Annotated in this window: 17 protein-coding genes and 1 riboswitch; of the genes, 5 read left to right on the forward strand and 12 right to left on the reverse strand. The window is 72.2% G+C overall.

Annotated features, from left to right (window positions below):
* Window positions 1–39: 39 nt before the first annotated feature.
* The 8 genes from IE255_RS21130 to IE255_RS21165 all read right to left on the reverse strand — a co-directional run bounded on the left by IE255_RS21130 (window position 40) and on the right by IE255_RS21165 (window position 6,536).
* A complete protein-coding gene (locus tag IE255_RS21130; protein WP_190051920.1) occupies window positions 40–495 on the reverse strand; it encodes a PH domain-containing protein in 456 nt (151 codons plus the stop codon).
* Between the two features lie 13 nt (window positions 496–508).
* Window positions 509–1,357: an ATP phosphoribosyltransferase gene (hisG, locus tag IE255_RS21135; RefSeq protein ID WP_190051921.1), complete on the reverse strand. Its 849-nt coding sequence runs from the start codon at window positions 1,355–1,357 to the stop codon at window positions 509–511.
* Window positions 1,358–1,403: 46 nt separating this feature from the next.
* Entirely contained in the window at window positions 1,404–1,676 is a 273-nt protein-coding gene (locus IE255_RS21140; RefSeq protein ID WP_190051922.1) for a phosphoribosyl-ATP diphosphatase, read from the reverse strand.
* A 34-nt stretch (window positions 1,677–1,710) separates the two neighbouring features.
* The gene (ribH, locus tag IE255_RS21145; RefSeq protein ID WP_190051923.1) at window positions 1,711–2,196 is read right to left on the reverse strand and encodes a 6,7-dimethyl-8-ribityllumazine synthase; all 486 of its coding nucleotides are present in this window, start codon (window positions 2,194–2,196) and stop codon (window positions 1,711–1,713) included.
* Window positions 2,197–2,216: 20 nt separating this feature from the next.
* The gene (locus tag IE255_RS21150; protein WP_190051924.1) at window positions 2,217–3,509 is read right to left on the reverse strand and encodes a bifunctional 3,4-dihydroxy-2-butanone-4-phosphate synthase/GTP cyclohydrolase II; all 1,293 of its coding nucleotides are present in this window, start codon (window positions 3,507–3,509) and stop codon (window positions 2,217–2,219) included.
* Window positions 3,506–4,147 (reverse strand): nicotinamide mononucleotide transporter family protein, encoded by a 642-nt coding sequence (locus IE255_RS21155; protein ID WP_190051925.1) that lies wholly within the window; start codon window positions 4,145–4,147, stop codon window positions 3,506–3,508. The genes IE255_RS21150 and IE255_RS21155 overlap by 4 nt, the downstream gene beginning before the upstream one ends.
* Entirely contained in the window at window positions 4,144–4,752 is a 609-nt protein-coding gene (locus IE255_RS21160; RefSeq protein WP_190051926.1) for a riboflavin synthase, read from the reverse strand. The genes IE255_RS21155 and IE255_RS21160 overlap by 4 nt, the downstream gene beginning before the upstream one ends.
* Window positions 4,753–4,897: 145 nt before the next feature.
* Window positions 4,898–5,028, reverse strand: a riboswitch (FMN riboswitch).
* A 239-nt stretch (window positions 5,029–5,267) separates the two neighbouring features.
* Window positions 5,268–6,536: an ROK family transcriptional regulator gene (locus IE255_RS21165; RefSeq protein WP_190051927.1), complete on the reverse strand. Its 1,269-nt coding sequence runs from the start codon at window positions 6,534–6,536 to the stop codon at window positions 5,268–5,270.
* A 143-nt stretch (window positions 6,537–6,679) separates the two neighbouring features.
* Between IE255_RS21165 and IE255_RS21170 the strand changes: the two genes are divergently transcribed.
* Together IE255_RS21170 and IE255_RS21175 are read left to right on the forward strand one after the other, a co-directional pair.
* Entirely contained in the window at window positions 6,680–7,885 is a 1,206-nt protein-coding gene (locus tag IE255_RS21170) for an MFS transporter (RefSeq protein WP_190051928.1), read from the forward strand.
* 100 nt (window positions 7,886–7,985) lie between these two features.
* Window positions 7,986–9,365, forward strand: coding sequence for a uracil-xanthine permease family protein (locus IE255_RS21175; RefSeq protein WP_190051929.1), 1,380 nt, complete (start codon window positions 7,986–7,988; stop codon window positions 9,363–9,365).
* On the opposite strand, the gene IE255_RS21180 is transcribed toward IE255_RS21175, so the two are convergent.
* Window positions 9,344–10,480 (reverse strand): glycoside hydrolase family 6 protein, encoded by a 1,137-nt coding sequence (locus tag IE255_RS21180; protein WP_190052258.1) that lies wholly within the window; start codon window positions 10,478–10,480, stop codon window positions 9,344–9,346. The genes IE255_RS21175 and IE255_RS21180 overlap by 22 nt on opposite strands.
* Window positions 10,481–10,655: 175 nt before the next feature.
* On the opposite strand from IE255_RS21180, the gene IE255_RS21185 reads away from it, so the two are divergent.
* The gene (locus tag IE255_RS21185) at window positions 10,656–11,354 is read left to right on the forward strand and encodes a DUF5995 family protein (protein ID WP_190051930.1); all 699 of its coding nucleotides are present in this window, start codon (window positions 10,656–10,658) and stop codon (window positions 11,352–11,354) included.
* Between the two features lie 19 nt (window positions 11,355–11,373).
* The gene (locus tag IE255_RS21190) at window positions 11,374–11,511 is read left to right on the forward strand and encodes a hypothetical protein (protein WP_190051931.1); all 138 of its coding nucleotides are present in this window, start codon (window positions 11,374–11,376) and stop codon (window positions 11,509–11,511) included.
* 33 nt (window positions 11,512–11,544) lie between these two features.
* Here IE255_RS21190 and IE255_RS21195 read toward each other — a convergent pair whose 3' ends face one another.
* Together IE255_RS21195 and IE255_RS21200 are read right to left on the reverse strand one after the other, a co-directional pair.
* The gene (locus IE255_RS21195; RefSeq protein ID WP_190051932.1) at window positions 11,545–13,257 is read right to left on the reverse strand and encodes a flavin monoamine oxidase family protein; all 1,713 of its coding nucleotides are present in this window, start codon (window positions 13,255–13,257) and stop codon (window positions 11,545–11,547) included.
* 57 nt (window positions 13,258–13,314) lie between these two features.
* Complete coding sequence (locus IE255_RS21200; RefSeq protein ID WP_190051933.1) at window positions 13,315–14,103, reverse strand: carbon-nitrogen hydrolase family protein; 789 nt, start codon at window positions 14,101–14,103, stop codon at window positions 13,315–13,317.
* Between the two features lie 318 nt (window positions 14,104–14,421).
* On the opposite strand from IE255_RS21200, the gene IE255_RS21205 reads away from it, so the two are divergent.
* Entirely contained in the window at window positions 14,422–14,958 is a 537-nt protein-coding gene (locus IE255_RS21205; RefSeq protein ID WP_190051934.1) for a Repetin, read from the forward strand.
* Here IE255_RS21205 and IE255_RS21210 read toward each other — a convergent pair.
* The gene (locus IE255_RS21210; RefSeq protein WP_190051935.1) at window positions 14,927–16,123 is read right to left on the reverse strand and encodes an MFS transporter; all 1,197 of its coding nucleotides are present in this window, start codon (window positions 16,121–16,123) and stop codon (window positions 14,927–14,929) included. The two genes, IE255_RS21205 and IE255_RS21210, sit on opposite strands and share 32 nt — an antisense overlap.
* Window positions 16,124–16,130 lie beyond the last annotated feature (7 nt).

Genomic DNA, 16,130 nt, shown 5'->3' on the forward strand with positions numbered 1-16,130 from the left:
CCCGGTGCGGCAGTGGCGACCGCCTTGTGGATCCCCGAGTCAGCCCTGACGCCGCTCGGGGTCCACCGTGGAACGGGCCTCGGCGAGCGCCCGCAGGGCCCGGGCGTCGGCGATCGCGCGCTGCTTGGCGATGCCCGGCTGGATGCCGAGCGCGGGCAGGCTGGTGCCGTCGCTGAGGTTGAGGAACACCCAGGGGTCACCCGGCCGGAGGGTCACCTGAAGGATCTCGGCCCACTCCAGCCGGCGCTTGTTCGTGAGATTGACGACAGTGACGCCGTCCTCGTCGGCGACGACCTTCGGCCGCGCCAGCAGGAGCAGCACGGCGTCCAGCAGGAGCGCCGTGACGACGAAGCTGAGGCGCTCGGCGGGGCTGAGCTGCTTCAGCAGCATCGCGACGGCCGTGATCACCACGAGGATCGCGACGGCGGCGGTGAGCAGCACCGCGCGGGTGCTGCCCGGCCGGAACGTGACGGGCAGGGCGGGCAGATCGGACATCGGTGCGTGCCCCTCAGAGACGGCAGGCGTGGATGGCCGTGGTCAGGATGGCCCGGGCGCCGATGTCGTACAGGTCGTCCATGATCCGCTGCGCCTCCTTGGCGGGGACCATGGCGCGGACGGCGACCCAGCCCTCGTTGTGCAGCGGGGAGACGGTCGGCGACTCCAGGCCGGGGGTGAGGGCGACGGCCTTCTCCAGCTGCTCGACGCGGCAGTCGTAGTCCATCATCACGTACGTCCGGGCGACCAGGACGCCCTGGAGGCGGCGCAGGAACTGCTGCACCTTGGTGTCGTCGGGGTCCGCGCCGGTGCGGCGGATCACGACGGCCTCGGACTTCATGATCGGCTCGCCGACGACCTCCAGGCCCGCGTTGCGCAGCGAGGTGCCGGTCTCGACGACGTCGGCGATGACCTGGGCGACGCCGAGCTGGATGGCGGTCTCGACGGCGCCGTCGAGGTGGACGACGGAGGCGTCGATGCCGTGGTCGGCGAGGTGGCCCGCGACGATGCCCTCGTAGGAGGTGGCGACCGTCTTGCCCGCCAGGTCCGCCAGGCCGCTGATCGTGCCGGGCTTGGCGGCGTAGCGGAAGGTGGAGCGGGCGAAGCCGAGGGCGAGGATCTCCTCGGCTTCGGCGCCAGAGTCGATGAGCAGGTCCCGGCCGGTGAGGCCGATGTCGAGCTGGCCGGAGGCGACGTAGATCGCGATGTCGCGGGGGCGCAGGTAGAAGAACTCGACCTCGTTGGTCGGGTCGACGATCCGCAGTTCCTTGGACTCCCGGCGCTGCTGGTAGCCGGCCTCATGCAGCATCTCCGCCGCAGGGCCTGACAGGGAACCCTTGTTGGGGACGGCGATGCGCAGCATGAGGTCGGCTTCCTTTGCGTGGGTGTCTTGCGGGAACGGGTTCGGCTTACAGGTGGGCGTAGACGTCTTCGAGGGAGATGCCGCGGGCGACCATCATCACCTGGACGTGGTACAGCAGCTGCGAGATCTCCTCGGCGGCCGCCTCCTTGCCCTCGTACTCGGCGGCCATCCAGACCTCGGCGGCCTCTTCGACGACCTTCTTGCCGATGGCGTGGACGCCCTTCTCGACCAGTTCTGCGGTGCGGGAAGTGGCGGGGTCGCCGTGGGCGGCCTTGTGCTGGAGCTCGGTGAAGAGATCCTCGAACGTCTTCTTGGACATGGTGACGCTCAGCCTATGCCACAGGTGGCTTTCCTCAGTGCCAGGGTTCGGATACTGAGCGGAGCGTGGCCGCGGTCGCCACCGCCGCCGTCACCGCCTCGTGCCCCTTGTCCTCGTTCGAGCCCTCCAGGCCGGCGCGGTCCAGGGCCTGTTCCTCGGTGTCGCAGGTCAGCACGCCGAAGCCGACGGGGACGCCGGTGTCGACGGAGACCTGGGTGAGGCCCTGGGTCACGCCCTGGCACACATAGTCGAAGTGGGGGGTTCCACCGCGGATGACGACGCCGAGGGCGACGATCGCGTCGTAGCCGCGGCCCGCGAGGACCTTGGCGACGACCGGGAGTTCCCAGCTGCCGGGGACCCTGAGCAGGGTCGGCTCGTCGATGCCCAGGTCGTGCAGGGCGCGCAGGGCGCCGTCGACCAGTCCGTCCATCACCTTTTCGTGCCACTGTGCCGCGATGACGGCGACCCGGAGGTCACCCACATTGCGTACGGACAGCTCCGGTGCACCCTTGCCGCTCACGTCTCTCCCTCTGTGCTGTCTTACTGGTTGCCGCAGGCGGGCACGGTGGTCGTGTCCAGCCAGGGCAGGTCGTGGCCCATCCGGTCCCGCTTGGTGCGCAGGTAGCGGAGGTTGTGCTCGCCGGCGCTCACGGGCATCGGCACACGGGCCTTGACGACGATGCCGTGCCGGACGAGCGCGTCGGTCTTGTCGGGGTTGTTGGTCAGCAGGCGCACGCCCCGCACGCCGAGGTCGGCGAGGATCTGCGCTCCGGCGCCGTAGTCGCGGGCGTCGGCGGGCAGGCCGAGTTCGAGGTTGGCGTCGAGGGTGTCGTGGCCCTGTTCCTGGAGTTCGTAGGCGCGCAGCTTGGACATCAGGCCGATGCCGCGCCCCTCGTGTCCGCGCAGGTAGACCACGACGCCCCGGCCCTCGGACTGGATGCGGGCCAGCGAGGCGTCCAGCTGGGGGCCGCAGTCGCAGCGGGCGGAGCCGAAGACGTCGCCGGTGAGGCACTCGGAGTGGACGCGGACCAGGACGTCGTCGCCGTCGCCGATCTCGCCGTGCACGAGGGCGACGTGCTCGACGCCGTCGACGGTGGAGCGGTAGCCGTACGCCGTGAACGTGCCGTGAGCGGTGGGCAGTTGGGTCCTGGCCTCGCGGCGGACGGTGGGCTCGCTGCTGCGGCGGTAGGCGATCAGGTCCTCGATGGAGATGATCGTCAGGCCGTGCTTGCGGGCGAAGGGGACCAGCTCGGGCAGGCGCAGCATGCGCCCGTCCTCGCCGGCGATCTCGACGATCGCGCCGGCCGGGCGCAGGCCCGCGAGGCGGGCGAGGTCGACGGCGGCCTCGGTGTGGCCGTTGCGGGTCAGGACGCCGCCGGGCCGGGCGCGCAGCGGGAAGATGTGGCCGGGGCGGACGAAGTCGTCGGCCCCCGCGGTGCCGTCGGCGAGCAGCTGGAGCGTGGTGGCGCGGTCGGCGGCGGAGATGCCGGTGCTCACGCCGTGCGCGGCGGAGGCGTCGACGGAGACCGTGAACGCGGTCTTCATCGACTCGGTGTTGTCGTCGACCATCTGCGGCAGGCGCAGCCGGTCGAGTTCGTCGCCCTCCATGGGGGCGCAGATCAGGCCGCGGCACTCGCTCATCATGAAGGCGACGATCTCGGGGGTCGCCTTCTCGGCGGCGATGACGAGGTCGCCCTCGTTCTCCCGGTCCTCGTCGTCGACGACCACGACCGGGCGGCCGGCCGCGATGTCGGCGATGGCCTGCTCGACGGGGTCGAGTGCGAGGTCCTCGAACTCACCGTCGGTGCTGTACAGGATCGGTGCGGCACTCATGCCGGCGCTCCTTCCAGGGTGGGCCGCGCGGCCTGACGCGAGCGCAGCCACCAGTCGCGCAGGCCCCACAGGACGAGCGCGCCGTAGATGACGTAGACGAAGCCGGAGAAGGCGTAGCCGTTGGCGAAGTTGAGGGGCACGCCGACGAGGTCGACCAGCAGCCAGGCGAACCAGAACTCGACCATGCCGCGGGCCTGGGCGTACATGGCGACGATGGTGCCGACGAAGATGTAGGCGTCCGGCCAGGGGTCCCAGGACAGGGTGGGGTATGCCGTGAAGAGGAGCGCCACGGCGACCGTTCCCGCGGCGGCCGCGGCGATCATCGCTCCGCGCTCGCGCCAGGTGGCGAACCGTACGGCGATGTGGCCGTCCTCCGCCTGGCTCTTGCCGCGCTGCCACTGCCACCAGCCGTACAGGGCCACGACCATGACGATCGCCTGCTTGCCCGCGCTGCCGGTCAGATGGCCGAAGAAGGCCCCGAAGAGGATGAGACCGGCCAGGAACTGCACGGGCCACGTCCATATGGAGCGCCGCCAGCCGAGGGCGAGGGCGGCCAGGCCGAAGAGGTTGCCGACCATGTCGGACCAGAGGATGTGCTGGCCGAAGAGGACGAAGGCCTCGGAGTTCAGCGTGTTCACCGGACCGGCCCCTGCGCACGCTCGCCGAGCATCCGCTCGACGTACTTGGCGATGACGTCCACCTCGAGGTTGACCGGGTCGCCGGGCTGCTTGTGGCCGAGCGTGGTCAGGGCGAGCGTGGTGGGGATGAGGCTCACGGTGAAGTAGTCGGGGCCGGCGTCGACGACGGTGAGGCTGATGCCGTCGACGGTGATGGAGCCCTTCTCGACCACGTACCGGGTGAGGTCCGCGGGGAGGGAGATCTTCACGATCTCCCAGTGGTCGGACGGCTTGCGCTCCAGGATCTCGCCGGTGCCGTCGACGTGGCCCTGCACGATGTGCCCGCCGAGGCGTTCGCCGACGGCCATGGGGCGTTCGAGGTTGACGCGGGAGCCGGGCTCGAGGGCGCCCAGGCTGGAGCGGTTCAGCGTCTCCGCCATGACGTCGGCGGTGAACTCGTCGCCCTCGTGGTCGACGACCGTGAGGCAGACGCCGTTGACGGCGATGGAGTCGCCGTGTTTCGCGCCTTCGGTGACGACGGGGCCGCGCAGGCGGAAGCGACAGGCGTCGTCGAGGGTCTCGACGGCGGTGACCTCGCCCAGCTCTTCGACGATTCCGGTGAACACTTCCCGGGTCCTCCTGCCTCTTCGGGCACGGACTCCGGGGCTGTCGATGACGACAGAAGGTACGAGCGGGAACACCAGGGACGACGCCGAATGGAGTCCGCCCTCAGAACGGACTTCTCGGGCGGCGCGCACGGATGCCCGCTCGCCGCGCACTGCCTCCCATCCGGACTTTAACCGTCGGTCCAGGAATTTCACCTGGTCAACCGGTCGCTGGAGGCGACCGGGTCGCGGACTGTAACCGCCGGTTCGGACTTTCACCGACCCCGGAGTGCGCTGCTACTGGTACACGGCCAGTGTGCCACGCCTGATCGACGTCCAGACCGGGGGCAGCGTGTGGGGTGGCTCACAGAACGTGTCGGGACGGCCCGGCGTTGGTACGCACCTATTGACGCTGTGGTCTAGTCCTTTCTAGGGTCGGCGCAACCCGCACGCAACCCTGCAACCAGCAACCCGCAGACCGGCCCGGCGGCGGTGACGACGGCCCTTGCCCGCCGTCGGGCCTTCCCAGCACGCCGTCACCGTTCCCGTGGCGCGAAGAGTTCCTCCTGCGCGCGGTCCCGGGCCGTCAGCAGCGCGCCGCGCAGGACCGCGCCACCGCCCAGGGTGGTGGCCCGCACCTCCGTGGGCAGCGGCGTCATCCGGGCGATCCGGTCCTGCACACGCGCGGCGAGAACGGCGCCGCCGGCCTGCCCGACCTCCCCGCCGAGGACCACGCACCCGGGGTCCAGGATGGCGACGACCGAGGCGACGCCGACGGCGATACGGTCGGCGAGGGCGTCGAGGAAACGGGCGGCGGGGCCGGGATCCCCCGACGGGGACGCCCCGGCCGCCACCTCCGGCATCCGGTCCGGCGGGGCCGCGCCCGGGACCCGGCCCACCGCCTCCCTCACCACCGCGGCGGCGGCCCGCACCACCCCCACCACCGAGGGCTCCTGCCCCGCCGCCACCGGAACCCCGCACTCCACCGCGAGGTCCACGACCGCTGCCGCGGCCGCCAGCGAATGGAAGCCACCCTCGCAGTCCGTCGAGGTCGGCAGCGCGCTCGTACCCGGCACCGGGAGGAAGCCGATCTCTCCCGTACCGCCGGAGGCGCCGCGCCGCAGTGCGCCGTCGAGGACCACCGCCGCTCCGGTGCCGTGACCCAGCCACAGCAGGACGAACGTGTCCCGGTCCCGGGCCGCGCCGTCGCGCTGCTCGGCCAGCGCGGCGAGGTTGGTCTCGTTCTCGACGCTGACGCGGGCCTCGGGCAGCCGCTCCTGGAGGGCGGCGACCAGACGGCGATGCCATGCGGGCAGCCCCGAGGAGTCGCGGAGTTCGCCGCCGGCCGGGTCGATCAGGCCGGGCGCGCCGATGCCGACGGTGTGCAGCCGGTCGGCGCCGGCCTCCTTCACCGCACGCTCGACCAGCGCGACCGCCTGCTCCACGGCGGGGCCCGTCCCGGTGTCGCCGTCGATGGGCACCGACGCCTCGGCCAGGACCCGGCCCACCAGGTCGGCGACGGCCACGGCGACGCCCTCGGTGCGCACGTCCAGCGCGGCGAGGTGCGCCCGGTCGGCGACGATGCCGTAGACCTTGGCGTTGGGGCCGCGCCGCTGCTCGCCGGCCTCGCCGACCACCGCGATCAGGCCTGCGGCGGTGAGGCGGTCGACGAGGTCGGCGACGGTCGGCCGGGACAGACCGGTCAGCTGCTTCAACTGCCCTGCCGTGAGGGGGCCTTCCTGCTGGAGCAGACGCAGGGCGAACCGGTCGTTGATGGCCCGGGCGGTGCTCGGGGATGCGGGCATGCCGGGATCCTCCCAGATCGGCGGGGCCGCGCGGCCGGACGGACCGGGCCGCTCGGTTGCCCCTTATCTATCAGGCAGGGTTCCTGATAGTTTACGCCCGCACGCTACGCGAGCGAGGCAGCGACCTGGAGGGGGACCGCAGAATGGGAAACGTGATCGACGATCTGCGCGAGGTGAAACGGTCCCGCTACGCGGTGGCCGCCGTCTTCGCCGTGCACGGCGCCGTGACCGGCTCGTTCGCCACCCGCGTGCCGTGGATCCAGGACCACGCGGGCGTCAGCGCGGGGCAGTTGGGCATCGCGCTGGCCTTCCCCGCGCTCGGCGCGTCCGTCGCGATGCCGCTCGCCGGCAGTGTCAGCCACCGCTTCGGCGCCCGTAACGCGCTGCGCGGTCTGATCGCGCTGTGGACGCTCTCGCTGGTGCTGCCGTCCCTCGCCCCGAACCTCCTCACGCTCTGCCTGGCCCTGTTCGTCTACGGCGCGACGGCGGGCATGGCGGACGTCGCGATGAACGCGCTGGGAGTCGAGGTCGAGAACCGCCTCGACCGGTCGATCATGTCGGGACTGCACGGCATGTGGAGCGCGGGCGCCCTGGTCGGCTCGGCGGCCGGCACGCTCGCCGCGCACCTCGGCTCGGACGCCCGGCTGCACCACGTCCTGGCCGCCGCGGTCCTCACCGTGATCGGCGTGCTGTCCTGCCGGTGGGTGCTCGACCTGCAGCCCGCCGAGGACGAGGAGCCGCCCCCGAGGTTCGCGCTGCCGCCCCGGTCGGCGCTGCTCATCGGCGCGATCGGGTTCTGCGCGGTGTTCGCGGAGGGCGCGAGCCTGGACTGGTCGGCGGTCTATCTGCGCGAGCAGTTGGAGACCTCGGCGGGTCTCGCGGCGGCGTGCACGACGGGCTTCACGCTCACCATGGCCATCGCCCGGATCGCCGGCGACAAGGTCGTGGACCGTTTCGGCGCCGTGCGGACCGTGCGGGCGAGCGGGGTGTTCGCCGTGCTCGGCGGGCTGCTGATCGTGGTCGCGGAGCATCCGGCGGTGGCGATGAGCGGGTTCGCGCTGATGGGGCTGGGCATCGCGGTCGTGGTGCCGCTGTGCTTCGCGGCGGCGGGCCGCAGCGGCGCCAACCCGAGCCTGGCCATCGCGGGGGTCGCGACCATCACGTACACCTCGGGGCTGATCGCGCCGAGCGCCATCGGGTTGCTGGCGCAGGCGACCAGCCTGATGGTGTCGTTCTGCCTGGTGACGCTGCTGTCGTGCGGTCTGGTGGCGTTCGCGCGTGTGCTGCGCCCCGGCGACCGGGCGAAGATCGGCCGGCCGGACTCGGCGGTCCCCGACCCGCGCCCCTGAGCCGGGCCGGCCCTCCAGGTCAGCCCCGGTCACCGCCCCTCCGGGCGCACCCCGACAATGGTCCGGACACCCGCCCGCCCGACGAAAGCGAAACCGCACCATGGATCTCGGCGTCCGCTGGAAACTGCACGGCGACGGACGCACCCCGGCGCCCGGCGCGGTCGTCCGCCCCGACGAGCGGCTCTCCTGGCCTCGCACGGCCGGGCTCGGCGCCCAGCACGTGGTGGCCATGTTCGGGGCGTCCTTCGTGGCCCCGGTCCTGATGGGCCTGGACCCGAACCTCGCGATCATGATGTCGGGCGTCGCGACCGTCGTGTTCCTGCTCGCCACCCGCGGCAGCGTCCCCAGCTACCTGGGCTGCTCGCTCTCGTTCGTCGGTGTGGCGGCGGTCGTCCGCGCCCAGGGCGGCAGCAGCGCGACCGTCACCGGCGCGGTCTTCGTCGTCGGGGCCGCGCTGTTCCTGGTGGGGCTCGCCGTGCGGCGGTTCGGGGCGCGGATCATCCATGCCGCGATGCCGCCGGTGGTGACCGGCGCGGTGGTGATGCTGATCGGCTTCAACCTGGCGCCGGTGACGGCCTCGACGTACTGGCCGCAGGACCAGTGGACGGCCCTGCTGGTGATGCTGTTCACCGGGCTGGCGGTCGTCTGCCTGCGCGGTTTCTGGTCCCGGATCGCGATCTTCCTGGGGCTGGTCTTCGGGTACGGCATCTCCTGGGTGTTCGACCTGGTCTTCGGCAGGATCCACTCGGTGGACGCGAGCGGCAAGCTCACCGACCACTGGCGGCTCGACCTGTCCGGTGTGGGCCAGGCCGACTGGATCGGGCTGCCGACGCTGCACGGCCCGTCCTTCGAGTGGTCGGCGATCCTGGTCGCCCTGCCGGTCGTCATCGCGCTGGTCGCGGAGAACGCCGGGCACGTCAAGGCGGTCGGCGAGATGACCGGCGACCCGCTGGACGACAAGCTCGGTACGGCGATCGCGGCCGACGGCGTCGGCTCGATGCTGTCCACGGCGGTCGGCGGCCCGCCCAACACCACGTACTCCGAGAACATCGGCGTGATGGCCGCGACCCGTGTCTACTCGACGGCCGCCTACTGGGCCGCCGCCGGCTTCGCCCTGCTGTTCGGCCTCTGCCCGAAGTTCGGCGCGGTCGTCGCGGCGATCCCGGGCGGGGTGCTCGGCGGCATCACCGTCATCCTGTACGGCATGATCGGCCTGCTCGGCGCGCAGATCTGGATCAACGCCGGGGTGGACCTGCGCAATCCGCTGAACCTGGTCCCGGCCGCGGCGGGCATCATCATCGGCGTCGGCAACGTCACCATGAAGGTCACGGACACGTTCTCGCTGAGCGGCATCGCCCTCGGCACGCTCGTCGTCATCACCGGCTACCACGCCCTGCGGGCCTTCGCCCCGGCCCATCTGAAGACGCAGCAGCCGCTGCTGGACCAGGGCACCAGCTCCTACGACGAGGCCAAGTCGTAGGCGTACGACGCCGTGAACGTCCCGGGCCTGCCCTTGCAGCCGTCCGACTCCCCCGGCAGCTTCACCCACAGGTAGGCGTCGATCCGGGCCTCGCCGGTGCTGAGGGTGGGTGTCCGGCCGAGCTTGCGGCCGGCCGGGTCGCACCACTGGCCGTCGGCCGGGGCGCCGTTGCCGTTGCGGCTGGTGTCGATGACGGCGCCCAGGCCCGCCGGGCCGCCGAGGACGTCCAGGACCCGCCGGTCGTAGGCGACCTCGTCGGCCGTGGTGTGGAAGTTGGAGACGTTGCTGAAGATCCCGTCGGAGGACTCGGGCGAGGCGGCACCTGCCTGCCGCAGCCACGCGGCCTGCTTGCCGGGCGCGTTCCACCCCGAGTGCCCCGCGTCGAAGTACACGCGGGCCCGGGGGTTGGCTTCCTTCAGGACCCGCCCGGCCCGGGCCAGCGAGGCGAAGCGGTCCGCGCGCTCGCCGGCGGACAGGCACTCGGCCTGGGCGACCGAGTCCGGCTCCAGGACGACGATGACCTCCCCGGAGCCCAGCCCGGCCGCGAACCGGTCGATCCAGGCGTCGTAGGCGTCCAGGTCGGGGGCGCCGCCCTGGGAGTGGCCGCCGCAGTCCCGGCCGGGGATCGCGTACGGCACGAGGACGGGGACCCGGCCCTGGGCGGCCCCGCCCGACGTCACGGCGGCGACCCGGGCCGTGAGCGTCTCCGGCGCGTACTCGGCGAACCAGACGGCGGCCGGCTGCTCGGCGATCCGGGACGCGATGACGGCGTGCCGGGGATCGCCGGAGTGGGCCCGGACCCAGTCCAGCACCTGGGAGTCGGGGTGGCGGTAGATCCGCGCGGGCATGGCCGCGGTCCGCTCCCGCTTCGTCTCGGTCCTCGACGGCGACGGGGTGGGGCTCGGCGTCTCGCGCACGGACACGGACGGCGAGGGCGAAGTGGACTCGGCGGTGGCTGTCGGGGACGCCGACGGCACGGCGGGCAGCGGCGCCAGACGGGGCGAGGCGGACACCGGGGGGCGCCGGGCCTGATCCGAGCCGCGCCCGCCCTCGAACGCGGAGAGAACCCCCGCCACCGCGCCGGCCGCGACCACGAAGGAAGCCGCGAAGACCATCGCGCCGCGCCGGGCGGCGCGCCTGCGCTCGGCCCTTCGGGCGGCCAGGCGCTGGACACGTAAGCCTGACACGGTGCTGCTCCCCCTCCCCCCACGGCGGGCGGCGTTCCCCCGTTTCGGGGAAGCGCCGGGCCCGCCGGTACTCCCGCCAGCCTAGAGCTGGGACTCTGCCCGCATGCCGCGATGCGAACAAGTCCCCCCAGCCGTGGACACACCGGTCGACGCAGTCATCTCCCGTATGCGCGCCCTCGGTGCGGCTCTGCACCCCCGGGACGGGGTGGCGGTCTTCAACCGCGTCTACCTCGCCGTGACGGAGGCGGTGGACCGGCACGTCGATGCCGGGCGGTTCGCGGACCCGTACGCCGCGATCATGCTGGACGTACGGTTCGCCGAGCGGTATCTCGACGCCGTCGAGGCGGCGGCGAGGGACCGGCGGGCACCGGCCTGCTGGCGGCCGCTGTTCCAGTTCCGCCGCCATCCCGGGGTACGACCGCTGCAGTTCGCGCTGGCGGGCATCAACGCGCACATCGGGCACGATCTCGCGCTGGCCGTCGTGGACACCTGCCGTACGCTCGACTGCGCACCCGTCGATCTGGAGGACGAGTTCGACGCGGTGGGTGATCTCCTCGTCTCGCTGGAGGAGCGCATCCGCGAAGATCTGATGCCGGGCCCCGACCTCCTGCAGATCGCCGACCCGCTGACCCACCTGCTGGGCTCCTGGAGCCTGGAGCGGGCCCGCGACGCGGCCTGGACGGCGTCCCGGGCCCTGTGGGCCCTGCGCGGACTCCCCGACATCGCCGGGGAGTTCAGGGAACGCCTGGACACGGCGGTAGGCCTCGCGGGACGCATGCTGCTCACGCCTCTGCAGAGGTGATCCGACTCGGTTGCCCGGGGTGACCGAGTCGATCACCGGCCTGGGCGGACTCGCCGGGTCCGTGAGCGCCATCGCCGCCGTGGTCGCGATGGTCGTCCGCCGCAGGCTTCCGGCCATGGGCCCGGAGGACGAGCATGCCACCGCGTCCGGGCCGTGACGGCCGGGCCCGTCGAAGGGCCCGGCCGCCCGGTCAGTCCTCCGGCAGTTCCACCGGCGCGATCTCGTCGTACACGTCGCCGGGGCCCGGGTTGGTCGGGTCGGTCGTGCCGCCGAAGTGGTGCATGACGCCCCAGACCGCGTTGAGGGCCGTCTGCACGGCGCCCTCGGCCCAGCCGGCCGTCCAGGAGATGTCGTCGCCGGCGAGGAAGATGCCGCGCTTGTCCTCGGGCAGCCGGTCCTGCATGAAGTGGGTGAACAGGCGCCGCTGGTAGCGGTAGTGGCCGGGCAGGTTGGCCTTGAACGCGCCCATGAAGTAGGGCTCGTTCTCCCAGGAGACGGTCACCGGGTTGCCGATGATGTGCTTGCGGATGTCGACCTTGGGATAGATCTCGCCGAGCGACTTCAGCATGACCTCCATCCGCTCGTTCGCGGACAGCGGCAGCCACTTCAGGCTGTCGTCGCACCAGGTGTAGGAGAGGCAGATGACGGCGGGCCTGTCCGGGCCGTCGTCGAGCAGGTAGGTGCCGCGGGTCATGCGGTCGGTGAGCGTCATCGACATGACGTCCCGGCCGGTCGGATTCCCCCTGTCGTCGACGGCCTTGTCGAGCCAGAACGGGCGGTCGACCGGCACGAAGAGCTTGGAGCTCTCCATGTAGTGGGTGCGCTCGATGGCCGTCCAGTGGTCGATCGGGAAGAGCGAGTCGTCGCAGTCGATCTTGGAGAGCAGCATCCAGGACTGGGCGGTGAAAACGGCCGCCTCGTAGGTGCGGATGTCGCCCTTCGCGTCCGTCACCGTGATGCGGTTGCCGGCCGTGCGGTGCAGCCGGGTCACCGCCGGGCGGGGCTCGCGGCCCTCGTGCAGGCTCGCCAGCGAGGTCCCCTGGGCCCAGTGGACGATCTTCTCCGGCTCGCGCTCCCACAGCCGCAGCGGCAGCTGCTGGGAGCCGCCGACGATGCCGCGGTGGTGGTCGTCGGCCTCGGTGTAGACGACGCGCAGGATCTCCAGGATGGAGTTGGGGAAGTCGGTGTCCCAGCCGCCCGTGCCGAAGCCGACCTGGCCGAAGATCTCGCGGTGCCGGAAGGACCTGAACGCCTCGGAGTCGCAGAGGAAGCCGTAGAAGGTCTGGTTGTCGAGCTTCTCGACGAGCCGGGACCAGATCTCGCGGATGCGCGGGACGTCCCGCTCGCGCAGGGCGCGGTTCATGTCGGAGAAGTCGGCGCCCTCCTCCAGGCACCGGTTCCAGGCCTCGGCGACGTCCCGGTAGACCTGGGGCAGGTCGTCGATCGTCTCGGCGTAGTGCGACTCGCCCTTGAGGTCGACGACGGTCGACGGGGTCGCCTCGGAGAGGGGGTTGGGGAACGGCCGCGTCTGAAGGCCGACGAGGTCGATGTAGTGCTGCAGGGCGGTGGAGGACGGCGGGAAGCGCATCGCGCCCATCTCGGCGGTGAGGGACGCGTCGCACCCCTCGAAGCCCACCGTGCGCAGCCGCCCGCCGATCCGGTCCGCCTCGTAGACGACCGGCTTGAGGCCCATCTTCATCAGCTCGTACGCGGCGACGATGCCGGACAGGCCGCCGCCGATGACCGCGACCTCCGTGCCGTGCTCGGTCGCGGGTATCTGCCCGAGGCCCGCCGGGTGGGCGAGGAAGTCGTCGTACGCGTACGGGAAGTCCGGGCCGAACATGGTGATCGGCGGCTGCTGCGCGTCTGCGTGCTCGACGGCGTTGGGCACGGTGGACGTCATGGGGTACGGACTCCTTGCGGAAGAACTTGCAGAAGAAACAGACAGGTGCGAGGGGTGTCAGACGAGCGACCCGTACAGGCCGGGGCGCCGGTCCCGCAGATACGGGTTGTTCTCGCGCGACGCGGCGAGGAAGGCCGCGTCGACGTCGGCGAGGACGAGGTCCTCGCCCCGCCCGGCCCGGGTCCGGGCGATCCCGTCGGGCCCGGCGAGCGTGGACAGGCCCACGAACTCGAACTCGCCCTCGAGGCCGACCCGGTTGACGTACGCGACGTACATCTGGTTCTCGAAGGCGCGCACCGGGATCATCGACTCGGCGACGAACTGGAACGGGTGCATCTGTGCCGTCGGGACGACCAGCAGGTCGGTGCCGGCGAGGGCGTGGGCGCGGACGTTCTCCGGGAATTCCACGTCGTAGCAGATCAGGATCCCGACGCGCACGCCGTCGATCTCGGTCTGGACGACCTGCTGGTCGCCCGGCGTGAAGTGGTCGCGCTCGAAGCAGCCGAAGAGGTGGGTCTTGCGGTAGTTCGCGAGACGGGTGCCGTCGGCGGAGATCAGCTGGGCGGAGTTGAACACGGCGTCGCCGGCCCGCTCGGGGTAGCCGTAGGCGATCGCCAGACCGCGGTTCGTCGCGATCTCGGCGACCGCGTCGGCGCAGTCGCCGTCGGCGGGCTCGGCGAGCCGGCCGATGCCGTCGCCGATCGCGTACCCGGTCAGGAACATCTCCGGTGTGAGAAGCAGCCCGGCGCCCGCGGCGGCGGCCCGGCCCGCGGCCTCGTCGAGGACCTTGAGGTTCTCGACGGTGGAGCCGGGGCGGCCGGAGCTCTGGAGTAGGGCGGTGCGCATGCGTGTTCCTCACCGGGCGAAGGGTGGCTGGAGGGCCCACAGGGTGGTTGGAGGGGCCACGTAGACGGTACGGGCGGCTGACCAGGGCGGACAAGAAGGAGCCGTTGCGCGCTGGTGAACGGTTCGTTGCGTGCGCCGGGGGCCTGGCGGCGATTTGTTGCGCTCCTTGAGGCGTAGTCCGGCTCCGCCTCGGCGCCCGGGCCCGCCGGCTCTCCCCCGCCGCACGGCGGAGGCGAGGTCCCGCCCTGCGCGCGATGTCCCGCCGGTCTCGGGCCGGAAGAGTAAGGGCTGTCCACACGACCTGCGGAAAGGACCGAAATGAAGCGCCGTACGAAGATCGTCGTGCTCGGCTCCGCACTGCTGCTCACCGCCGGGGCGGCCTCGGCCGCGACCGCCTCGGACGCGCCCCGGCCGCGGGAGGCGGCGGCCCTCACCGGCACCGCCAAGCTGTACCGCTCGGCCGGAGACGACATCACCTTCTCCTTCGACGCGCACCTGGCGGCCGAGGACAAGGCCGACCCGACGAAGGCCACCGGCACCTTCGAGTTCAGCCACTACCTGAACGGTCAGGGCGCCCGGGCCGAGGTCGAGGTCGACTGCCTGCTCACCGGAGGCAAGGTGGCCGTCGTCTCGGGCGTCATCACCGCGTCCGACCTGCCGGGGGCCGAGGGCAAGCGGGTCGGTGTCACCGTCCACGACCTCGGCCGCCACGACCGGCTGGGCTACAGCTGGGCCTCCACGGGCAGCCCCGTCGACACGAAGGAGCTGCCCAAGTGCGTGAGTTCCGCCCCCTTCGAGAAGGTCGGGAAGGGGACGGGCGACTTCACGGTCGTGCCCTGGCAGCCCGAACTCTAGCCAGCACCAGGGCCGTCACCAGGTAGGGCACCGCGAGCACCGCGAACACGGTGCTGTGCGCCATGCCGGTGCCCAGCAGCGCGTACACGCCGAACGTGGCGACCGTGGCCAGCTCGGTGCCCAGGCTCGCCACGGAGGTGAGCGTGGCCCGGCGGGACTCGTCGATGCGGTGCTGGAGGCGGACGTCGGCGAGCACCTCGGCCAGCTGGAACCCGGCGAAGGCGAGGCTCACGAGAGCGATACCGGCCAGTGAGCGGGCCGCGGCGCCCACCGCCAGCGCGACGGCGGCACCGGCGAGCAGCGCCGCGAGCCCGGCCGTGCCGAGCCGCTCGGCCGGTCCGGTCAGGAGGCTGCCGACGGTGACGCCCGCCCAGATCAGCATGATCAGGTAGGGCACCGTCGCCTCGGCGACGCCGATGTCCCGGACCAGCAGCGGGGTGTACTCGTCGAGCGCGCCCCACACCGCGGCCACCGCCGGGATCAGCAGCAGAGCGCCCCGCACCGAGCGGTCCCGGCGGACCTCGGCGAGTCCGGCCCGCAGGGTCGTCGCCCAGCTGTCGTCGGTGCCCTCCGGCCGCATCCGGTGTTCGGGGAAACGGGTCGCGGCGAGGGCGGTCAGCACACAGGCCAGGAAGCTGGCGGCACCGACCGCCGGATAGCCGCCCAGGGCGAAGACGGGCCCCGCGAGGCCGAGGGATGCCACGGTGCCCGCCAGCCGCGCGGCCCGGGCCCGGCCCATGACCCGCGCGTACCGGTCGGCGGCGCCGAGGTGGTCCAGCTCGTCGTACACCAGGGCCTCCAGCGCACCGGAGCCGAGCGCTCCGCCGGCGCCCCACAGGACGAAGCCGGCCGCGAAGGCCCCGTACGACGGGACGGCCACCCACAGCGCGAAGCCGGCGGCGGTGAGCAGCGGGCCGATCCACAGCAGCCGGCGGCGCGACACGGCGTCGGCCCAGGCACCGGAGGGCACTTCGAGCACCACGCCGGTGACCGACCACAGGGCGAACAGGGAGGAGATCTGCCAGAGCGACATGCCGGTGTCGGCGAACAGCAGCGCGTACACCGGGTAGAGCAGGACGAAGTCGTCGAGGAACGCGTAGCCGTACAGCGTGGTCGTCAGCCGCCGGAGACCGGGGGCGGGCACGCGTGCGGGTGAGAGTGTCATGAGGCCT

The organism is Streptomyces lomondensis (genome assembly GCF_014651035.1).
GTDB classification, from domain to species: domain Bacteria; phylum Actinomycetota; class Actinomycetes; order Streptomycetales; family Streptomycetaceae; genus Streptomyces; species Streptomyces lomondensis.

Coding starts and splice junctions, on each gene's coding strand:
- IE255_RS21150 (WP_190051924.1), bottom strand. CDS start 3,509: ATGAGTGCCGCACCGATCCTGTACAGCACCGACGGTGAGTTCGAGGAC.
- IE255_RS21200 (WP_190051933.1), bottom strand. CDS start 14,103: ATGCGCACCGCCCTACTCCAGAGCTCCGGCCGCCCCGGCTCCACCGTC.
- IE255_RS21130 (WP_190051920.1), bottom strand. CDS start 495: ATGTCCGATCTGCCCGCCCTGCCCGTCACGTTCCGGCCGGGCAGCACC.
- IE255_RS21175 (WP_190051929.1), top strand. CDS start 7,986: ATGGATCTCGGCGTCCGCTGGAAACTGCACGGCGACGGACGCACCCCG.
- IE255_RS21185 (WP_190051930.1), top strand. CDS start 10,656: ATGCCGCGATGCGAACAAGTCCCCCCAGCCGTGGACACACCGGTCGAC.
- IE255_RS21180 (WP_190052258.1), bottom strand. CDS start 10,480: ATGGTCTTCGCGGCTTCCTTCGTGGTCGCGGCCGGCGCGGTGGCGGGG.
- IE255_RS21195 (WP_190051932.1), bottom strand. CDS start 13,257: ATGACGTCCACCGTGCCCAACGCCGTCGAGCACGCAGACGCGCAGCAG.
- IE255_RS21165 (WP_190051927.1), bottom strand. CDS start 6,536: ATGCCCGCATCCCCGAGCACCGCCCGGGCCATCAACGACCGGTTCGCC.
- IE255_RS21210 (WP_190051935.1), bottom strand. CDS start 16,123: ATGACACTCTCACCCGCACGCGTGCCCGCCCCCGGTCTCCGGCGGCTG.
- IE255_RS21170 (WP_190051928.1), top strand. CDS start 6,680: ATGGGAAACGTGATCGACGATCTGCGCGAGGTGAAACGGTCCCGCTAC.
- IE255_RS21140 (WP_190051922.1), bottom strand. CDS start 1,676: ATGTCCAAGAAGACGTTCGAGGATCTCTTCACCGAGCTCCAGCACAAG.
- hisG (WP_190051921.1), bottom strand. CDS start 1,357: ATGCTGCGCATCGCCGTCCCCAACAAGGGTTCCCTGTCAGGCCCTGCG.
- IE255_RS21205 (WP_190051934.1), top strand. CDS start 14,422: ATGAAGCGCCGTACGAAGATCGTCGTGCTCGGCTCCGCACTGCTGCTC.